The sequence below is a fragment of the Cryobacterium sp. TMT2-14 genome (assembly GCF_004402465.1).
Taxonomy (GTDB): Bacteria; Actinomycetota; Actinomycetes; order Actinomycetales; family Microbacteriaceae; genus Cryobacterium; species Cryobacterium sandaracinum.
Window position 1 is genome coordinate 51,233 of record NZ_SOFV01000009.1, and the last position, 14,579, is coordinate 65,811.

Sequence of the window (14,579 nt, forward strand, 5' to 3'; positions counted from 1 at the left end):
TCGAAAAGTCATGTAGATTTTCTGCGTATTTCTAGAACTGAGATTCCATCAGTGCTAAAATCAGGGTATGGAAAACCTGGCCGATCTCAGCGACATCGAGAACTTCGACATCGAAGAGCTTGACGACGGCGGCGCGCTCGGCGTCGTGACGGCCGAAACGTCCGGTGATGCGGCTTCCCTCGATCGCAGAATGAGTGTCCTGGCCGAGCTGGTCTCCGCGGCCGCGGCCGCCGACCGACTGCTCGCCGCGGCGTCGGCGGCGCGGGCCGAGGCGGTCGACGAGGTGCGGGCCTGGTGCCTGTCCAATGAGCTTGCCGTCGAACGTGATCGCGCCCGCCGGACGGCTCGGGCCGAGGCCGTCGAACAGGGGCTCACGCCGCCTGCCGACAGCGCGGCCGACAGCGCGGTCGACAGCGGTTCGGTTTCGGCCGGCGTGGCCGGTTCCCGGTGGAACGCCCTTGAGATCGCCTACCGCACCGCGATCTCCGAACTCGCCTGTGCGTTGCACATCTCCCAGGCTTCGGCCTCCAATCTGATGGCGCAGAGCGAGGCGCTCACCGGCACGTTCACCGCCAGCCGCAATGCCCTCGCGGCCGGCCAGATCAGTTACGCGCACGTGCGGGTCCTGATCGAGCACGCCAATTCTCTTCCGACGGCGGCCCGCGCCGCCTTCGAGGCCGAGATGCTGCCCCAGGCGAAACGGCTCACCGTGCCCCAGTTCGACCGCACGGCCCGCCGCCTGCGGGAGAAGTCGCATCCGGAGTCGATTACCGTGCGCCGCAGCAAGAGCCAGGCCGACCGCACCCTCATGTTCGAGCCGGCCGCAGACGGCATGGGGTGGCTGCACAGCTACCAGCAGCTGCCGGTTGCCCAGGCGATTTTCCACCGAGTCAACGACATGGCGGCCAGTCTGCAGGGCCCCGACGAGCACCGCACCCTGGCCCAGCTCCGAGCGGATGCCTTCGCGGCACTGGTGGTCGACGGCGTCACCCCCGCGGGGCTCGGCCGGGGCATCCGCGCCACCGTGAACGTGACGGTGCCGGTGCTCACCCTCCTCGGCCGCAGCGACGAGCCGGGTCACCTTGAGGGGTGCGGGCCGATCGACCCCGAGACGGCCCGGGAACTGGCGGCCGGAGCGCCGAGCTTTACTCGCATCCTGGTCCATCCCGAGACCGGCGTGATGCTGTCGGTCGGCCGAGATCAGTACCGGGTGCCGAAGGACCTCCGGCGGCTCCTTGTGATTCGAGACGAAACCTGTCGATTCGCCGGCTGCAACCGACCGGCGGCCCGCGCCGAGATGGACCACAGCCACGAATGGCAAGAAGACGGCATCACTCGGTACGACAACCTCGCCAGCCTCTGCGCGCCCGACCACCGGTTGAAGACCCAAACCAACTGGACGGTGACCCAGTCGCCGCGCGGCGAGCTCCACTGGACCGCGCCCAGCGGTCTCCACTACAGGTCCGATCCGGCAATACCCTTCGAGCCTCCGGGCGCCGTCGACGACCCACCGCCCTTCTAGGGCCGGCGTCCAGGGTCACAATGTCTGCTGAAGCTCCCTCTCGTGCTCGCGGGAGCCCAGACCGACAAGGGCGGCTGGGCATTGGCCGGCTACGAGGAGGACAAGAAGCTGGCCGGGATCGTAACGGCCGCAGTGTTCGTGACATCCGCGATCTCCTCCGGGGTCGCGAATACGTGCAAGCCGAGGCAGGTCAGGGCGTAGCCTCAAGCCATGAAGCGTGCGCTCGCAATTGCCCTGGTGTCGGCCCAGTTCCTGCTGCTCCTGGTCCTGTCCCTCCTGCCCCACGGCACACTGTGGCCGGTGCACCTCGCCGTTGTCTTTGGCGCGATCGTGCTTGCTGTCGCCGGCGCGGTCTTCGCCGTGCTCGGCATGCTCGGCCTCGGACCGGCCCTCACCGCGAGCCCGATTCCGCGGGAACACGCGCCTCTGGTCACCACTGGTGTCTACGGTCTTGTGCGCAGCCCCATCTACACCGGTCTGATGATCTGCGGCCTTGGGCTCGTGCTGCTCGGTGCATCGGTCTGGCATCTCGTAGCCTGGCTCGCCCTCGTTCTGCTGCTGGCGGGCAAGGCACGCTGGGAAGAGCGGATGCTCGTGGCCGAGCACCCGGACTACGCCGCTTACGGCGCCCGCGCCGGCCGCTTCCTCCCCGGGATGGGCCGGCTGAAGCCGTGACGTGGTGAACCAATTCGACGGAGATTTTGGAGCACAAGTGCTTTTCGGCCGGGTTTTGAGACATTTCGGCCAGATTCTCCGTCGAATTCGTTCAGGACGCGGAGAGGAACACGACGGCTGGAACACGACGGCTGAAACACGACGGCTAGACGAAGACCAGAACCAGCCGCACGACGACAGCCAGAATCGCGACTCCCGACAGGGCCAGCGACGCGAGCACCAGCCCTCGCCCTCGGGCGCCGGCCGGGATCACACTGAAAGCCCGCAATGAAAGGGAAAGCCCGATCAGGGCAACGAACAGCGCGGGAAACGGCAGCAGCACCGCGAGGACGACGCTGACGACCGACATCCAGAAACCCGGCACCCGGCCGGGCGTCTTCGACCAGTCCAGGTGGGGCGCACCGAGATTGAGCAGGTTGTTGCCCTCCATATTCGCGCGCGGGTCGGTCACGTGTCGCTCCTTCAGCTTGTCCTGACAGTCTCACACGCGCCACGAGCGCCTGCCCGCGTGTCGGCCCGCACGCGAGGACCGTTACCCTTGAGGAGGCCCGGGAAGGAACTTCTATATGAGCGAGCTTGCGGGTGAACTGGCGCGGGTGCGCGAAGCCTTCGACAAACCCACCCTGCGCCTGCTGGACCGCAAGTGGGCGCCGTTCGTGCTCTTCGTGTTCAAGTCCTCCTTCAGCCGCGACCGGCGCAGCGTGCGGGCCGATCTGCTGCACATTCAGGTCGACGCCTACCTTGCCGACCTGCGCTCGGTCGGCAGCGATGTGCCGGGCAAGACCGGTCGGGCCCTCTGCGTGCAGTGGATGAACGACCAGTGGCTCTACCGCGAAACGGGGGAGGGCGACGAAGAACACTACTCGCTCACCTCGCACGCACTCGAGGCGCTGCTCCTGGTCGAGAGTCTGTCCCGCGATCGGGCTTTGATCAGCGAATCCCGTCTCACCACGATCGTCGACACGGTGCGTCACCGCGCCACGCAGGCCAACCCTGATCGGGAGGAGCGCATCCGTCGCCTCGACCGGGCGATCGCCGAGAACGCCGCCGAGCGCGACCGCCTCGCAGCCGGCGGCGAGATCGCGCCCGTCTCGAACGAGCAGATGCGTGAGGGCTACGCCGACCTGGTCGACCTGATCGGCCAGCTGCCCAGCGATTTCAAACGCGTCGAGGAATCCGTCGCCGCCATGCACCGGCAGATCGTCAACGATTTCCGCGGTGAGGAACGCCCGATCAGCGAGGTACTCGACGAGTACCTCGCCAAAACGGATGCCCTGATGACCTCGACCCCGGAAGGTCGCGCCTTCGAGGGGGCCTTCACCCTGCTGCGCAACGACGACCTGCTGCGGGAGCTGGGGGACGACCTGGAGACGATCCTGCTGCATCCGTTCGCCCTCGAACTCAGCGCCACCGACCGCCGCAGCTTCATGGGCACCGTGCGCCTGATCCGCAAGGGCATCGACGACGTGCTCACCCAGCGCAACGGGCTGACGACCACCCTGCGCGAGCACATCGTCAACCACGACGTGGTCAAGGACCGCGAACTCGAACGCCTGCTGCGCGAGATCAACAAGGAACTCGCGACCTGGATGCAGACCGCCGGGCCCCGCTCCACGGTCACCGCCGAACTCATGCCGGGAACCCTCGACGCCCCGCACCTCCGCGAACGCTTCTACGACCCGGGCGCCCACCGCGCGCCGCCCGAGCTGCAGGATGTCTCCGACGACGCCCCGCCGCCACCGAGTCTCGACGAGATGCGCACGCAGGGCGGCCCGCTGCTGGGGGAGCTGCGCGACGCGATCGTGACGGCCTTCAACCACGGCGACGCCGCATCCGTCGGTGACGCCTTCAACGATCTCGACGTCACCCTGCGCCGCCCGGTCGAGATTCTGGGGATGCTTCAGATCGCCACCCAGATCGATGCGGTCAGCCGGTCCCAGACGCTCGAACGATTCGAAACCGTGCGACCCGACGGCTCCACCCGCAGCTTCGAGGTGCCCCGAATCATGCTCAGCGACGACGAAACTGCGGCGCTGTCCGCCCTGAACTACGGATCCGACAATGACTGACGAGCCCACCGCCGAGCACCCCGACATCGATATGCCCAGCTTTTCCCTTTTCGAGGGCGACGAGGGCGGACTCACCGTGGAGCAGCGTCGCACCCTGGTGCTGCTGCTGAAGCACCGCTACATCTCCGCCGCGCTGCAGCCGGCCGAATGGCAGACGCTGCTGCGCTCCCAGAGCCTGCTCAAATCGCGCCTGAACGACATGTTCCTCGATCTGCACGTCGACCTGCACTACGAGGTGGCATTCAAACGGCAGGCGGTCGCCGAGGGCGGAGACCGGTTCCCGACCCTGCTGCACGACGTGTCCTACACGCGGGAGGAGACCATTCTGCTCGTGCTGCTGCGGCAGCGGTTCCGCAGCGAGCGTGCCAACGGCCACGACATCGTTATCGTGGACCGCGACAACCTGGTGGAGAACGTCGGCCATTTCCGGCCCGAACACGCCACCGACCGGTGGGGCGACGCCCGAAAGGCCACGGCCGCCGTCGACAGCCTCGCGAAGGCGCGGGTGCTGCTGAAGACCAGCGACCCCGACCGATTCCGCATCTCCGCCGTGATCGAGGTGCTGCTGCCGGTGGAACGGCTGAGCGAACTGCTGGAGTGGCTGGTCACCCAGAACGCTGATCCCGGCCCGGATGCCACCGATCTTGACGATCTGCCTCTCCTGTCCGAAGCCCTGCCGGAGGCCCTGTCATGAACGATTCCCCGCTCTTCTATGTCGACGGCCTCACCGAAGGCACCACGCAGTGGCGCGCCGAGTCGTTCCAGATGGTGAACTGGGGCGGCTTTCAGGGCCACCACGAGGTTGCGTTCGCGCCCAGCGCCACCCTGGTGTCCGGCGCGTCCGGAACCGGCAAGAGCAGCCTGCTCGACGCCTACCTCGCCCTGATGATGCCGTCGGACACCCCCTTCAACGGCGCCTCCAACGACGCCGGCTCCGGGCGGGCGCGCAGCGCCGACCAGCGCAGCCTGATGACCTACCTCAAGGGCAAGACCGACGCCAACCGGGAGGCCGGCACGGGGGAGCTGCAGGACCAGGTGCTCCGCGGTGCCCACGAGTCCACCTGGGGTGCCGTGTCGATGACCTTCATCGACGACAACCAGCGCCGTTTCACAGTGTTACGGGCCTACTTCGTGCCCCGTGGCGCCACCCGGTTCGCCGACATCACCATGAAGATGGCCACGATCGACGGATACCTCGACCTGCGCGACCTGGCCGACGTGACCGAGTCCCGGTTCGACAAGCGCGCCCTCAAATCCCGGTTCCCCGAACTGGATGTCTTCGACACCTATGCGGCGTTCGCCCAGACCCTGTACACCCGCCTGGGCATCGGCGCCAACGGCGAGGGCGGCAAGGCGCTCAGGCTGCTCGCACGCATCCAGGCCGGCCAGCAGGTCAAGACGGTCGACGGGCTCTACAAGTCGATGGTGCTTGAGGAACCGTCCACCTACGGGGCCGCCGACAAGGCCGTTGCCCACTTCGAAGACCTCGAACGGTCCTACGGCACCATGGTCGCCGAGGCGCAGAAGGCCAAGGTGCTGGAACGCCTGCCCGTCCTGCACCGCGTCTACGAGACGGCGACCGATAAGGCCGACCTGATCGACACCTTCGGCGTGCACCGCTCCGGCGACACGCCGTTCGTGCTGTGGCAGCTCCGCACGGAGCAGAGCCTGCTCGAGGAAGCCGCCGACGTCAACCGGGTGCAGCGGCGCGACACCCAGCTTCGCTCCACGACGGCCCGGGATGCCGAGACCGCGTTGAAAGCGCGTGTCGCCGACCTGCAGCGCCAGCAGCGTGACAACGGCGGCGACGTGCTCGTCAGCCTGCAGAACGAGCTTGGCCAGCTCACCGACAAACGCGACGACGTGGCCGCCGAGCGCTCCAAGTTCGACGAGCGCATCCGGCCTCTCGGCCTCTCCATCGACTCCGGCGACGACTTCGATCGGGCCCGCGCCGCGGCCGACGGGTTCCTGTCCGGCTTTCCCACTGCCGAAATCGACCTCGAGAACAAGAGAAGCGCGCTGCAACGCACGGCCTATCCGGTCGAGGAGAACCTCCGCACCCTGGGGCAGGAGCACCAGTTCCTGTCCGGGCGGGCGAGTCTGGTTCCCCAGCACCTGCACAGCGCACGCCTGCTGATCGCCGAGGCGTCGGGCATCCCCGCCGAGGAGCTGCCCTTTGTCGCCGAACTGATCGATCTGGCCCCCGGCGAGGACGCCTGGCGCCAGGCGGCCGAGGTCACCTTGGCCTCCGTCGTGCGCGTCCTGCTCGTCGACGAGACTCGTCTGCGCGCGCTCAGCCTGGCCATCGACCCGCTCCGCATCCCCGTGCGCATCCACTTCGACGGGGTGCCGCTGCGCTCGCACGAGCAGATCGACGGTGACCCGCGCTTCGTGTCGGGAAAGCTCGTCTTCAAGGACTCGCCCTTCAGTGGCTGGGTGCGGGACCGGGTACAGGCCGCGAACCTCGACGCGGAGTGCGTCGCCACGGCCGCCGACCTCGTCGGGGACGGCCCGAGGGTCACCCCGAGTGGGCAGACCCGCAACGGTTCCCGCGGCGCCCATGGCTGGAACAGCGACCAGAAGTCGATCATCGGCTTCTCCAGCCGCACCCGCCTGCACGACATCGACGAGGAGCTGGCCCGCCTGCGGCTGGAGGCCGACAGCCTGGCGCGTGAAGCCTTTGCGCACGGGGCGAGCCTCGCCGACCTCCGGGCCCGCAGGGCCGCACACCAGTTCATCGTCGACGCGGCCTGGCCGGCCATCGACGTGCAAGCCGCGGATGTCCTCATCACTGACAAGCGGGCCGAGCGCGAGCGCGTGCTCGCCGACAGTGACGTGCTGCGCGCCCTGAAAGACGAGGAAGAGCGTCTGGCCGCCGAACTGGAAACAGCCCAGAAGCTGAAGCACGCCACGGAGGTTGCCCTGCAGGCCCTCGTCGCCGAGCAGGGCCGCTTCGTGGACCGGCAGGATGCGGTGAGCAGCCGCCTCGACCGCATCGACGGTGATCCGGAAGCCGCGCTGTCCCTGTCGGAGGAACACGCCACCCACCTCGACGCCCAGTTCGCGGCTGTCGCCGACCAGCACGACCTCGACGCGTTCGACGGGGCCATCAGGCGGCTGCGCGAGCGCCTCACCGAGCAGTCCAGTCAGGACCGGGACAGCGCCGCGGGCGCCCGCAACACCCTGATCGGCATCTTCGAGACCTTTCAGAGCCGCTGGCCCGACCCGAACATCGGCGTCTCGCTCGATTCCTACCCGAGCTACCGGGACATCCTTGACGCCGTCTACACACTCGGCTTGCACGATCGGCGCCAGGAGTGGAAGCGCCGCCTCGCGCTCTGGAGCGGCCAGGACCTGGTTCCCCTGGTCGGGGCATTCACCTCCTCCATCGAGGAAATCGAAGATCGTCTCCGTCCCATCAACGAGATCCTCACCACACTGCCGTTCGGAGCCGGGCGCGACCGCCTCAAGATCGCGTTGCGTCGCCTCCACCGCGATGACGCCACCGCGTTTCGCACGGAACTCAAGGTGCTGTCCTCCGGATCCACGGATGCCTTCACCGACGAGCAGACCGAAAGCCGGTTCACCCGGTTGCAGGCGTTCATGAACCTGATCCGCAAGTCCGCCGACGGTCCGCGCCAGGAATCCCAGCGCGATCTGCTGCTCGACGTGCGCCGGCACGTGGAGATCACCGCCGTGCGCACCACCCCGGAGGGCGTGGAAGTCAGCACCTACTCGTCGCTCGGCGGCAAGAGCGGTGGCGAGTCCCAGGAACTGGTGGCGTTCGTCGTGGGAGCCGCCCTGCGGTTCCAGCTCGGCGACGAGAGTCGCACCCGCCCGCGTTTCGCGCCGGTCTTCCTCGATGAGGGCTTCGTGAAATCGGACTCCGAGTTCGCCGGCCGTGCCGTGTCGGCGTGGAAGGGGCTGGGCTTCCAGCTCATCATCGGTTCCCCGCTCGACAAGGTCACCGCGCTTGAGCCGCACATGGAGCTGGTGCTCTCGATGACCAAGAACAACAGCACCGGGTTCTCCTACATCACGCCGCTCTCGTCGCCGGTGCGCTCGCATTAAGCTCCGCGCAGGACCCTACCGCGACAGGGGGAGCCCTGATTTCGGCAGGCCTGCACAGTAAGATTTTGTAGCGTGGCCGCAATTAAGGTGATCGTCGACGAGGGGCTCAAGATCGCGCTTTCCGCCGTCCGAATGGCGGTGAAGAACGACATCATCGTGGGCGCTCTCGGTGATCACGCCGACTACGATCCGGAACGCTACGCGGCGACCGCCCGGCACGAGCTGCACCTGCTCACCCGGCAGAACGAGCAGTACGCCCGCCGGGTCAAGGACCTGCGCACAGAGCTGACCAGGTCACGGTGGACCTCCGATCTCACGGAAGACCAGCACCACGACATCATTCAGCTCAAACTGCGCCGACGCGTGCATGAGAAGCTCGCCGAGGCCCTCGAGGCCGTGGCCGCCGACGACGACAAGGTCGCGCGTCTCGTGCGGCGGGCCCAGCGGGCCGCCAGCGACGAGGTCAGTGACGCGGTGTCGTCACGCCTGATCAGGCTGAACATCGACTGGCATGACCCCGATTACGAGGCACGGCGGGAGGCCCGCACCGAGGTGTTTCTGCACATCGACCTCGCCCTTTTGAAGCTCAAGCACGACGCCGCGTCCGACCTGTCCGCCAGCGACTACTGACTCCGGACTCAGTTGCGGGTGAAGAGCCGCGCGAAGAAGCCGGGGGTCGGGGCGTCTTTCTCGTGTCCGCGGCACCGCTGTGCACCCGGAACGCCTCGCATCACCTGGTCGACGTGCTGGCCGCACCCGGCCCAGGTCGTTTTTCCACACTTCTTACACGTGACTTGACGGCACATCCGTTGAACCCTTTCGTTGAACTCGTCCGCCCAACATACCCCATGGGGTATCACTTATGCTGCACGGCGTGCCCGCCAGGCGCGCCACGCACCGGTCGACCACAGCGCCCACGCCACGAGCACCGGCTGGAAGAGCAGGCGGATGCCACGGGACAGGTCCGAATCCAGGCCGAACGAATCGGTGGCCGTGACGAACTGGGAGATGTTGCCGGGGAAGATTGCCAGGAAGAACAGGGCCACGACCCAACCCACCTGCACCTTGCGCCTGGCCAGCAGCAGCAGCGACAGGCCCAGAGCGATCTCGACCAGGCCCGACGCAACCACGACGAAATCACCCTCGAGCGGCAACCAGGTGGGCACCTGGGCGAGGAACGCCTCACGGTTCCAGGCGAGGTGGCTGATCCCGGCGAAGAGCAGGAATGCCCCCAGAGCCAATCGGCCGATCAAGCGGGGGATCGAGGTGCGGGGGGTGCGGGTGCCGGTGGCAGGGTCAGCGGTCATGAATCGACTTTAGCCGCGATCTCGGCGTCCGTTCGGGCGTTGAAGACACCCCACATGATGTGCGTCGGGCCGCTGCCGTCCCTGCCGGGCGCCGCCGCGCGGCTGATCCAACGCTCGGCGGCCGCGGTGGCGCCGAGCGCGGTCAGAGACGGCGCGATCCGGGTCTTGCGAATCTTGCCGGCCATCACGCCGCCGTCCGGCGCAAGCCTCCAGCCGCGGCTGGAGGCGAGCACCTGCCCCACCTCTTCGTCGGTGAGCCACCGGGAAAAGCTACGGCTGGGCGGGTCAATGTCGGTGAGCTTCACGCGAGTGCCACCAGTTCGGCCTCCAGGCGTTCCACATCGACCCGGTGGCAGAGTTCCGTGGCCGGTGTCATCGCGGTGGCGCTGCCGGCGGCGACGGCGGCCCGGAACGCCCGGTCCACCGGGAACCCCTGCGCGATCCGCAGCACGAACGCACCGAGAAAGCTGTCGCCGGCCCCGACGGTGCTCTGCACCGTGACCTGCGGCACCCCCAGACGGATGATCCCGCTCGCCGAGGCGAGCACGGCTCCCGCTCCGCCGAGCGTCAGCGCGACGACTTCCGCGGACCCGCGGGCGACGAGCTCGGCGGCCGCGTCGATCTTGCTCTGTTCGGTGTCGAGGGTTGCGCCGACGAGCTCTCCCAGCTCACGCCCGCTCGGTTTGACCAGGTAGACCCCCTCGTCGAGCGCGGCCGCGAGAGCGGGACCGGACGTGTCCACGATGCAGCGGGCGTCGTGCCCGTGCGCCAGACGGGTGACCCGGGCGTAGAAATCATCCGGGACTCCCGGCGGCAGGCTGCCGCTGGCGACCAAATAGCCGCCGACCGGAATCGACTCTCCGACGACCGCGAGACAGGCCCGCCACTCGGTTTCACTGAGCTCGGGGCCTTCCAGCACGAAACGGAACTGCTTGCCGGTGCCAGTCTCGTCGACGGTGAAGCTCTCGCGGGTGCTGCCATGGATCGGCACCGCGATGGTCGGGATGCGTTCGGCTTCGATCAGCCGGCGGAAGGCCTCCCCGGTAGGGCCGCCCGCGGTGTACACGGCCAGGGCCTGCCCGCCGAGACGTTGCACTACCCGAGCCACGTTCACGCCGCCGCCGCCCGGGTCGAGGCGGGACCGGCCGCAGCGCATCTTGTGCTCGCTGACCACGTGCTCGGTTGACGTGCTCACGTCGAGAGCGGGGTTGATGGTGAGGGTGAGAATCGGCCGCAGCAGGGCGGCCCTGGGGGAGTCCATGGTTCCAGCGTAGGAGACTTCCCCGCACGCCTCGTGCTGGCGCGGGGTTGAGCCGATAATCGGAGCATTCGCCCCATGACAGAAAGAGGCTCCACCATGACGACCCAACTCAATCCCTACCTGGGGTTCCGGGATACGACCCGGGAAGCGATGGAGTTCTACCGGACGGTGTTCGGCGGCGAGCTGACGCTGAGCACGTTCGCCGAGTTCGAGGCGAGCGACGACAAGGCTGAGCAGGACAAGATTATGCACGCCATGCTGACCACCGACGACGGCCTGGTGCTGATGGCTTCCGACACTCCGAACCGGATGGAGTACCGTCCGGGCACCAACTATTCCGTGTCGCTCAGCGGCGACGACGAACCGGTGCTGCGCGGCTACTGGGACAAGCTCGCGGCCGGGGGCACCGTCGTCATGCCGCTCGAGCCGTCGCCGTGGGGCGACAGCTTCGGCATGTGCGTCGATAGATTCGGCGTGAGCTGGATGGTCAACATCGCCGGCGCACCCGCATAGGTCGGTGGTGGGGGGTTCGCATTCGACGCCGCGCAGATGCAGCAGCTCCTGGTGCAGGGGGAGACCAGGTCTTCGACGCGCTCACAGCCAGGTCGAAGCCGGAGCCGCGTCTACCGAGGCCCGCCACTACGATGATGCTGTGAAGCCCTTCCTGCTGCTCGCCACCCGTTCTGAGGACGAAGCCGCCGATGACGAGTACGCCGGCTTCCTCGCGGCCGGCGATCTGGAACCCGACCAGCTCCACCGGGTGCGGCTCGAGGCTGCGCCGATGCCGCCGATCGACCTGAACGGATACTCGGGCATCATCGTGGGCGGCAGCCCCTTCAACGCGAGCGATTCCGCCGAGATCAAGTCGTCCGTGCAACGCCGCGTCGAGGCCGAGTTGGCCGCCCTCCTCGACCAGGTGCTGGCCCGGGACTTCCCCTTCCTCGGTGCCTGCTACGGTGTCGGACTGCTCACCAGCCATCTGAGCGGCAGGCTGGACCGCACCTGGTCCGAGGAGGCCGGGCCGACCTGGATCTCCCTCACCGAGGCGGGCGCAGCCGACCAGCTGTTCGCCGCGCTCGTGCCCACCTTCCAGGCCTTCGTCGGGCACAAGGAGGCCTGTTCAGAGCTGCCGCCCGGCGCCGTCCTGCTGGCGACCGGGCAGAACTGTCCCGTGCAGGCGTTCCGGGTCGGCAACAACGTCTACGCGACGCAATTCCATCCGGAACTGACCAATGCCGGCATCCTGACCCGCATCCGCATCTACCGCGAGTCCGGCTACTTCGATCCCGACGCCCTGGACGACGTCATCGCGGCGATCGACGCATCCATCGTCACCGAGCCGGCCAAGCTGATGAAGGCCTTCGTCTCGCGCTTCGGCAGGTAGAGCCGGCGGGGTCCGGCGCGGGTCCGGAACCGGTCCCGGATCTAGAGTGGTCCCATGGAACTCGAACCAACCGACCGTTCTGCGGCGGCGCTGCTGGAACTGGCACGATCACTCGGGGTTGACACCTCTTTCACCGGCTGGGACGGTGCTTCACGGGCGGTCGACTTCGGCACCCTGCGTAAGGTCCTGGGTGCCCTCGGCGTTCCCGCCGGCACGCCTGCCGAGGTTGATGCGGCCCTGACCGAGCAGAGCCTCGCGCCCTGGCGCCGGCTCCTGCCTCCCGTCGTGGTGCTCCGCGCGGGCGGCGAGGCCGAGGTGCCCGTGCACGCCGGCGCAGGTTCGACGGCCCTCGTCTGGATCGTCGCCGAGGACGGCACCCGGCACGAGGTGTTGCAGACCGGGCTCTGGGAGAAACCCCGCACCGTCGACGGTCGGCCGACGAGCCGGGCGATGTTCCAAATTCCGGCCGGCCTGCCTCTGGGCTGGCATACCCTGCACGCAGAGAGCGGAGACCACACGGCGCGCTGCGGCCTCGTCGTGACCCCGCCCCGGCTCGAGACCACCCGCAACCTGGCCGGGCATCGCGACTGGGGTCTGATGGCCCAGCTCTACTCGGCGCGCTCCTCCCGGAGCTGGGGGATCGGCGACTTCGCCGACCTTGCCGACCTGGCCGCCATCTCCGGCTCCCAATACGGAGCCGACTTCGTCCTGGTCAATCCGCTGCACGCGTCCGAGCCCGCCCCGCCGGTCGAGCCCTCCCCCTACCTGCCGTCGAGCCGGCGCTTTTTCCACCCGCTGTACATTCGGGTCGAGGACGTGCCCGAATACGCCTACCTCGCCCCGGCGGCACGAGCCGTTGTCGAGTCCCTCGCTGACCGGCAGCACTCGGCCAACCTGGAGGCGGACCACCTCGACCGCGACTGCGCCTATGCCGCCAAACTGACCGCGCTGGAAGCCGTGCACAAGGTGCGGCCGAGCCCCTCCCGTGCCCACCGGTTCGAGGAATTCTGCGCCGAGCAGGGTCAGGGTCTGGTCGACTTCGCGCTCTGGTGCGCCCTGGCCGAGTTGTTCCCGGCGGATGCGCCGGAATGGTCGATCGAGCCGCGCGGCCCCCGCGGTCCCTTCGCCGCCGAGCACCGGAAGCAGCTCGCGGACCGCATAGAATTCCACAGCTGGCTCCAGTGGCTCTGCGACCAGCAGTTGGAGACCGCTCAACGCGCGGCGACGGATGCCGGGATGGCCATCGGCATCGTGCACGACCTCGCGGTCGGGGTGCAGTTCACCGGGTCCGACGCCTGGACCCTGCAGGGCGTTCTCGCCCCGGGCATGACCGTGGGCGCCCCGCCGGACATGTTCAACCAGCAGGGCCAGAACTGGTCGCAGCCGCCGTGGCACCCCGGCCGGCTGGCCGAGTCGGGCTACGTCGCCTACCGGGACATGCTCCGCAGCATCCTGCACCACGCCGGCGGCATCCGGGTGGACCACATTCTGGGTCTGTTCCGCCTGTGGTGGATCCCGGTCGGCGCCGGACCGGGAGAGGGCACCTACGTGCACTACGACCACGAGGCACTCATCGGCATCCTGGCCCTCGAGGCCCAGCGCGCCGGCGCCGTGGTGGTCGGCGAAGACCTCGGCGTCTTCGAGCCCTGGGTGCGCGACTACCTCGCCGAACGCGGCATCTTCGGAACCTCGATCCTCTGGTTCGAACGAGACAACGGCGTGCCGCTGGCCCCCGAACGGTACCGCCAGGCCTGCCTGACCAGTGTGAACACCCACGATCTGCCTCCCACGGCCGGCTATCTCGCCGGCGACCACGTGGCCCTGCGCGAATCGCTCGGTCTGCTCGGGCGATCGGTCGAGGAAGAGCGCACCGCGGACCTTGCCGAGCAGTCCGCCATGCTGGCCGCGCTTCGCGAACGCGGCCTGCTGCCGCCGCTCGGCACCGAGCCAGCCCCGACCGTGCAGGAGACGGTTGAGGCGCTCTACGCGTACACCGCACTGACGCCCTCGTCGCTCCTTGGCGTGGCTCTGGTGGATGCGGTCGGCGAGCGCCGGACCCAGAACCAGCCCGGGACCTCGAACGAGTACCCGAACTGGCGCATCCCGCTGGCCGGCCCCGACGGAAAGTCCGTGCTCATCGACGACCTGCCCGGCAACGCCCGCTTCGCCGCCCTGGTGGACGCGATCCGCGCCACTCCCTGAAGCGCTTTATCACGCCGAGGAAGATCTTCGCGCTGTCGGCCCGAACGGCGCCGAGCTGCGGAACCTGCGGGACCTGCCGGCCCCGCGG

The 14,579-nt window shown here is 68.2% G+C and carries 14 protein-coding genes; 10 read left to right on the top strand and 4 right to left on the bottom strand.

Annotated elements, in window-relative coordinates:
* The first annotated feature begins 67 nt into the window (after positions 1-67).
* Genes E3O28_RS02805 through E3O28_RS02810 form a run of 3 tightly spaced genes read left to right on the top strand, consistent with a single transcriptional unit; the run spans position 68 to position 2,197 of the window.
* Positions 68-1,522 carry an HNH endonuclease signature motif containing protein gene (locus E3O28_RS02805; protein WP_134342374.1) on the top strand — a complete coding sequence of 485 codons (1,455 nt, stop codon included), beginning with the start codon at positions 68-70 and terminating at the stop codon, positions 1,520-1,522.
* A gap of 42 nt (positions 1,523-1,564) precedes the next feature.
* Positions 1,565-1,723 carry a hypothetical protein gene (locus E3O28_RS16200; RefSeq protein WP_166784718.1) on the top strand — a complete coding sequence of 53 codons (159 nt, stop codon included), beginning with the start codon at positions 1,565-1,567 and terminating at the stop codon, positions 1,721-1,723.
* 9 nt (positions 1,724-1,732) lie between these two features.
* The gene (locus tag E3O28_RS02810) at positions 1,733-2,197 is read left to right on the top strand and encodes an isoprenylcysteine carboxylmethyltransferase family protein (RefSeq protein WP_134415140.1); all 465 of its coding nucleotides are present in this window, start codon (positions 1,733-1,735) and stop codon (positions 2,195-2,197) included.
* Between the two features lie 145 nt (positions 2,198-2,342).
* On the opposite strand, the gene E3O28_RS02815 is transcribed toward E3O28_RS02810, so the two are convergent.
* A complete protein-coding gene (locus E3O28_RS02815) occupies positions 2,343-2,648 on the bottom strand; it encodes a hypothetical protein (protein WP_134342372.1) in 306 nt (101 codons plus the stop codon).
* A 115-nt stretch (positions 2,649-2,763) separates the two neighbouring features.
* Here E3O28_RS02815 and E3O28_RS02820 point away from each other — a divergent pair, with 115 nt between their 5' ends.
* The 4 genes from E3O28_RS02820 (at position 2,764) to E3O28_RS02835 (ending at position 8,967) form a co-directional block, all read left to right on the top strand.
* A complete protein-coding gene (locus E3O28_RS02820) occupies positions 2,764-4,266 on the top strand; it encodes a DUF3375 domain-containing protein (RefSeq protein WP_104101447.1) in 1,503 nt (500 codons plus the stop codon).
* On the top strand, positions 4,259-4,960 hold the full coding sequence (locus E3O28_RS02825; RefSeq protein ID WP_104101444.1) for a DUF4194 domain-containing protein: 702 nt from the start codon (positions 4,259-4,261) through the stop codon (positions 4,958-4,960). Before E3O28_RS02820 ends, E3O28_RS02825 begins: the two co-directional genes overlap by 8 nt.
* A complete protein-coding gene (locus E3O28_RS02830) occupies positions 4,957-8,337 on the top strand; it encodes an SbcC/MukB-like Walker B domain-containing protein (RefSeq protein WP_134415141.1) in 3,381 nt (1,126 codons plus the stop codon). Before E3O28_RS02825 ends, E3O28_RS02830 begins: the two co-directional genes overlap by 4 nt.
* 72 nt (positions 8,338-8,409) lie before the next feature.
* On the top strand, positions 8,410-8,967 hold the full coding sequence (locus E3O28_RS02835; protein ID WP_134342370.1) for a hypothetical protein: 558 nt from the start codon (positions 8,410-8,412) through the stop codon (positions 8,965-8,967).
* A gap of 230 nt (positions 8,968-9,197) precedes the next feature.
* Here E3O28_RS02835 and E3O28_RS02840 read toward each other — a convergent pair whose 3' ends face one another.
* From E3O28_RS02840 to E3O28_RS02850, 3 genes are read right to left on the bottom strand one after another with little or no spacing between them, the layout of a single operon-like run.
* Positions 9,198-9,644 (bottom strand): hypothetical protein, encoded by a 447-nt coding sequence (locus tag E3O28_RS02840; RefSeq protein ID WP_134342369.1) that lies wholly within the window; start codon positions 9,642-9,644, stop codon positions 9,198-9,200.
* Positions 9,641-9,949 (bottom strand): hypothetical protein, encoded by a 309-nt coding sequence (locus tag E3O28_RS02845; protein WP_134415142.1) that lies wholly within the window; start codon positions 9,947-9,949, stop codon positions 9,641-9,643. Before E3O28_RS02845 ends, E3O28_RS02840 begins: the two co-directional genes overlap by 4 nt.
* The gene (locus E3O28_RS02850) at positions 9,946-10,905 is read right to left on the bottom strand and encodes a 1-phosphofructokinase family hexose kinase (protein WP_174721871.1); all 960 of its coding nucleotides are present in this window, start codon (positions 10,903-10,905) and stop codon (positions 9,946-9,948) included. The genes E3O28_RS02845 and E3O28_RS02850 overlap by 4 nt, the downstream gene beginning before the upstream one ends.
* Positions 10,906-11,001: 96 nt before the next feature.
* Here E3O28_RS02850 and E3O28_RS02855 point away from each other — a divergent pair, with 96 nt between their 5' ends.
* The 3 genes from E3O28_RS02855 to malQ all read left to right on the top strand — a co-directional run bounded on the left by E3O28_RS02855 (position 11,002) and on the right by malQ (position 14,491).
* A complete protein-coding gene (locus tag E3O28_RS02855; protein ID WP_104101430.1) occupies positions 11,002-11,418 on the top strand; it encodes a VOC family protein in 417 nt (138 codons plus the stop codon).
* 139 nt (positions 11,419-11,557) lie between these two features.
* Complete coding sequence (locus E3O28_RS02860) at positions 11,558-12,289, top strand: glutamine amidotransferase (RefSeq protein WP_104101427.1); 732 nt, start codon at positions 11,558-11,560, stop codon at positions 12,287-12,289.
* Between the two features lie 54 nt (positions 12,290-12,343).
* The gene (malQ, locus tag E3O28_RS02865) at positions 12,344-14,491 is read left to right on the top strand and encodes a 4-alpha-glucanotransferase (protein WP_134415143.1); all 2,148 of its coding nucleotides are present in this window, start codon (positions 12,344-12,346) and stop codon (positions 14,489-14,491) included.
* The last annotated feature ends 88 nt before the right edge of the window (positions 14,492-14,579 follow it).